This window comes from Nakamurella sp., from assembly GCF_048594475.1.
Lineage (GTDB): Bacteria > Actinomycetota > Actinomycetes > Mycobacteriales > Nakamurellaceae > Nakamurella.
Genome location: NZ_JBMDXT010000518.1, coordinates 1 through 3,929, shown reverse-complemented (window position 1 = coordinate 3,929; position 3,929 = coordinate 1). Strand labels below are relative to the sequence as shown.

Below are 3,929 nucleotides of genomic sequence, written 5' to 3'. Positions count from 1 at the left end.
CTCGACCTGCCGGACGCGAGCGTGGCCGGCCTGGTCGCCTGGTACTCGATCATCCATCTGCCGCCCGCGGACCGGCCGGCCCCACCGGTGCCGCGGCGCGGGTCAACGGTGCCGATCCCGACGCCGTGCGGCCCGCGGATGGCGGGGCCGACCGGGCCGCGCCGGCCGGCGGCGAGATCGCCCCCGAGGACGTGGTTGAACTGCGCCGCTTGCTCTACGGGCTGTACGCGGTGCTGCGGCTGCACAACGCGCAGGAGGAGGAGAGCGCCTTCAGCCTGCTCCCGGAGCACCCGGCGGGCCCGGACGGGCGGCCCGACCCGCCGGCCGGCGGGCCAGCAGGTACGCCTGCGGCGTCGTCTCCGGCCCGAGCGGTCCACGGACCTGCCGCACCGGCACGGTGAAGCCGGCGTCCTGAAGTTGATCGGCGATGGCGTCCGGGTCGAGCCGGTACGCCGTCGCCGAGACGTCGTGCCCGTAGGCGTGGCGGATCTCGACGGGGCCGTCGCCGACCTGGAAGGCCAGCTGCAGCCGGCCGCCGGGCCGAAGGACCCGGGCGAACTCGGCGAAGGCCACCGGCCGGTCCGCGGGCGGCAGATGGATGATCGAGTACCAGGCGACCAGGCCGGCCACGCTCGCGTCCGGCAGGTCGAGCGCGGTCATCGTGCCGACCCGGAAGTCGAGGTCCGGGTGCCGGCGCCGGGCCTCGGCGACCATCTCCGGCGACAGGTCGATCCCGCGCACGTCCAACCCCAGCCCGGCCAGCGGACCGGTCATCCGGCCCGGCCCGCAGCCGACCTCCACCACCGGGCCGCTGAGCCCGGCGGCGAACCGGGCGAGCACCTGCCGGTCGAGCGGATCGGACGGCCAGCCCTGCGCGAGCAGGCGGGCGTAGTCGACGGCGACGGCGTCGTAGGCCCGGCGGGTCCGCTCCAGGTGGTCGATCATGCGCCGGACGCTAGCCCGCCCGTCCGACAGCGGCCGGATCGCCGCCGTCAGGCCCGCGCGGGCAGGTCGACCTCGGCCGGCTCGGCAGGGCGCGACCGCGCGCCCGTCCGCTCGGCCCCGATGCCGGCCGCCACCACGAACAGCAGCCCGAGCACCGGCAGGGCACCCGGCACCTGGTGCAGCACGACCAGGCCGATCAGCAACGCGATGGCCGGCTCCAGGCTCATCAGCGTCCCGAAGGCGGCGGTCGAGAGCCGGCGCAGGGCCAGCATCTCCAGGGCGAACGGGACGACGGGCACCAGCAGGGCCAGGCCCAGACCGATGACCACGAGCTCCACCGTCAGGTGCGGGATCGTGGCCGGGCCGGCCACCACGGTGGCGACCACGCCGGCCACCGGGATGGAGATGGCCAGGCCCTTGATGCCCGACACCTCGTCGCCGACGCGCTGGGTCAGCAGGATGTACGCGGCCCAGCAGGCGGCGGCGCCCAGCGCGTTGGCCACCCCGACCAGGTCGACCGTGCCGTGCCAGGGCTCGGTGAGCAGCACGACGCCGACCGCCGCCGGCGCCACCCACCACCGGGCCGCTCCCCGACCCCGCCAGGCCGCCACCGACAGCGGCCCCAGGAACTCGATCGCGCTGGCCGTGCCCAGCGGCAGCCGGGCCGCGGCCGCCATGAACAGCATCGTCATCGCCGCGGTGACGATGCCCAGCCCGATCCCGGCGATCAGGCTGGTCCGGGTGAACCAGGACGGCCGCGGGCGGACCACGACCAGCAGCAACACCCCGGCCCAGGCGAGCCGCAGCCAGGCGGCCCCCTCCGGGCCGAGCCGATCGAACAGGCCGACCGAGGCGGCCAGCCCGAGCTGGACGAAGATCATCGCCGCGACGGCCATGCCGGCGCCGGCGCGGGTGCTGGTGCTGGTGCTGCTCACGCCCCGATCAGACCAGTCCCGGATCGTTCGTGTCCATGTCAGAATGGTGAACCAACCGTTCACGATTGATGGACAATCCCCTCATGGACACCCGCCGGCTGCTCTTCCTCACCGAGCTGGCCCGGCTGGGCTCGATGCAGCGGGTCGCCGAGGAACTCGGCGTCACCACCTCCACGGTCTCCCAGCAGATCGCCGCGCTGGGCCGGGACTTCCGGGTCCCGCTGATCGAGCCGGACGGCCGCCGGGTGCGACTGACCCCGGCCGGGCGGCGACTGGCCGAGCACGCGACGACGATCCTGGCCACGGTCGATGCCGCCCGGCGCGACCTGGGCCCGGGCGACCCGGCGGGCGAGGTCACCGTGGCCGGTTTCGCCACGGGCGTCCGGCGGGCGCTGATTCCGGCCATCCACCGGATCGGCGCCGAGCACCCGGGGATCGGGCTGCGGGTGTGGGAGCACGAACCGGCGGAGGCGCTCGCCGCCCTGGCCGCCGGCACCGTCGATCTGGCGCTGGTCTACGACTACTCGCTCGCGCCGTTGACGTTCGAGCCGGCGCTGGACGTGGTCCGGCTCTGGTCGGCCCGGTGGTCCCTCGGCGTGCCGACCGCGCTGGCCGCCGCCCGGCCGATGCCGGCCGCGGGCGCGCCGGCCGCCGCGGTGCTGCGCGAGTTCCGCGACCAACGCTGGATCGTCAACTCGCGCAACACCGCGGACGCGGACGTCGTCCGGATCCTGGCCGCGATGGGCGAGTTCGAGCCCGACATCGCGCACCGTGCGGACAGCCTGGATCTGGTGGCCGACCTGATCACCACCGGCAACGGCATCGGCCTGCTGCCGGCCGACGGCGATCCCGGCCCCGGCATCAGCCTGCTGCCGTTGCACCGTCCGGCCGCCCTGCTCCGGGCGTTCGCGGTGACCAGGCGCGGGCACACCCGGTGGTCGCCCCTGGCGATCGTCCGCGACCTGCTGACCCGGTCGCCGGCCTCGTCCTGACCGCCCGCGGGCGAGGCCCGACCACCCGCGGTCGAGGCCCGACCGACCGCGGCGCGCCCCGGCCGCCGGCGTCCGCGCGACGCCGGTCGTATAGTTTCGACTAGACTCCCGGTCATGGCTCGAACCCGGGCGACCCTGGCCCAGGTCGCCGCCCGCGCCGGCGTGTCGGTATCCACCGCGTCATTGGCGTTCAGCGGCTCCGGCCCGGTGTCGCACGCGACCCGGGACCGCGTGCTGGCCGCGGCGGAGGAGCTGCGGTACGCCGGCCCCGATCCCCGCGGGCGCTCACTACGCCAGGGCCGGTCCGGCATCATCGGCGTGATCATGGAGGAGCGGGTGCTGGCCGCGTTCCGCGACCCGCTCCGGATCGCCGTGCTCGACGGGATCGCCCAGGAGGCGTCCGCCCAGGGCCAGGGCCTGCTGCTGCTGTCCGACGTCGGGGCCAGCGCGGACGCGATCGGCACCGCCACCATGGACGCGGCCATCCTCTTCGCCTTCAGCCACCGCAGCGACCGGACGGTCGAGCTGCTGCGCCGGCGGGCGCTGCCGCTGGTCGCCGTCGGTGGTCCCGACCTGGGCCTGATGAGCATCAGCATCGACGACGAGGCGGCGAGCGCGACCGCGGCCCGGCACCTGGCCGGGCTCGGTCACCGGGACGTCGCCGTGGTCGCCCTGCCGCTGGTGAACCACGACGGCCGGGACCCCGATCCCGGGACCGGCGCGGACCCGGCGGTCGCCGTGCGCGGCGCCCTGACCGACCGGGCCGTGGCGGCGGGCACGATCACCGTGACCCTGGACCGGCTGCGCGGCGTCCGGTCCGTGTTTCCGCGCACCACCGGCCGGGTGGCGGCCGGGAGCTCCGTCGAGGAGGGCATGGCCGCCGGTCAGGCCCTGCTGGCCGATCCGGTCGGCCGGCCGACCGCCGTCGTCGCGCAGAGCGACCTGCTGGCCGCCGGGGTGATCCGTGCGGCCACCGATCTGGGCCTGTCCGTGCCGGGCGACCTGTCGGTCATCGGCTTCGACGGCATCGCGCTGGACCGGGTGATCCCCCAGGACC

At 75.8% G+C, this 3,929-nt stretch carries 4 protein-coding genes; 2 read left to right on the top strand and 2 right to left on the bottom strand.

What is annotated here, in order from left to right:
- Positions 1 to 270: 270 nt before the first annotated feature.
- Both ACOJUF_RS23400 and ACOJUF_RS23395 read right to left on the bottom strand, forming a co-directional pair.
- Positions 271 to 945 (bottom strand): class I SAM-dependent DNA methyltransferase, encoded by a 675-nt coding sequence (locus tag ACOJUF_RS23400; protein ID WP_420124212.1) that lies wholly within the window; start codon positions 943 to 945, stop codon positions 271 to 273.
- 47 nt (positions 946 to 992) lie between these two features.
- Positions 993 to 1,826 carry an EamA family transporter gene (locus ACOJUF_RS23395; RefSeq protein ID WP_420124213.1) on the bottom strand — a complete coding sequence of 278 codons (834 nt, stop codon included), beginning with the start codon at positions 1,824 to 1,826 and terminating at the stop codon, positions 993 to 995.
- Positions 1,827 to 1,963: 137 nt separating this feature from the next.
- On the opposite strand from ACOJUF_RS23395, the gene ACOJUF_RS23390 reads away from it, so the two are divergent.
- The gene (locus ACOJUF_RS23390; RefSeq protein ID WP_420124211.1) at positions 1,964 to 2,872 is read left to right on the top strand and encodes a LysR family transcriptional regulator; all 909 of its coding nucleotides are present in this window, start codon (positions 1,964 to 1,966) and stop codon (positions 2,870 to 2,872) included.
- 114 nt (positions 2,873 to 2,986) lie between these two features.
- A partial coding sequence (locus tag ACOJUF_RS23385; protein WP_420124210.1) for a LacI family DNA-binding transcriptional regulator occupies positions 2,987 to 3,929 on the top strand: 943 nt, incomplete at its 3' end.